We start from the raw sequence: 661 nt of genomic DNA, 5'->3' as shown, positions 1-661 counted from the left end.
CAACGTCTTGCGCTGTTGGCGCCCAAAGTTTGAAGGTTGCTGCGCCGCCTTCCACAATCGCGCCGAGTTCTTGGCTAATTGCGTTACCTGCCTTGGAGTCGGCAAACACCGCATCCAAAACGCCCGGCTTTTGCACTTCAGTTGCAGAAATAACGTCGCCATTTGCGTTGTAAGCCACCATGACGATTTGTGATTTCAGAATCGTACGTAGGGTTGCATCGTCCACATCAATGCCAGCAGCTTGAAGGCTTGCAAGGTGGCGGAAACGAGATTTAAGACCGTCAGACAAATCGCCCGCTTTGGTCAGCTCAACAGCTGTACCGCCAGAGATTTGCTTGTCTTCATCCATTTTGATGTCGTTGGTCAAGCTGTAGAACAGTTTCATGGAATCAGCATTGGCTGCCGCTTCCCATGCGATAGTGTTGGCATCTAACCAATGCGCTTTTTGACCATCAATATCGACTGGACGTTCTTCGATTGGCTCGTAGTAAAGCTCGCTGCTGCCGTGGAAGCCAAATAGACCTTTAGATTCGCCAATTTTGGTCAGCTCCACTTTTGAGTTCGAGCTACCGAAGGCTTTCTCATCGCCTTTGTGCAGAATGAAGTTCATACATTCGTGCGGATCAGACGCATCTGGGTTCACTTTCAGTACGTAGTAAGC

The 661-nt window shown here is 49.6% G+C and carries 1 pseudogene; it reads right to left on the bottom strand.

Going from position 1 to position 661, the window contains the following annotated elements:
- Positions 1-661: pseudogene (locus R8N47_RS25735) on the bottom strand (DUF3372 domain-containing protein); the annotation flags it as partial.

Source organism: Vibrio sp. 2132-1 (assembly GCF_033344315.1).
Note: the sequence above shows the minus strand (reverse complement) of the source record. Positions and strands in the feature narration are given on the sequence as shown.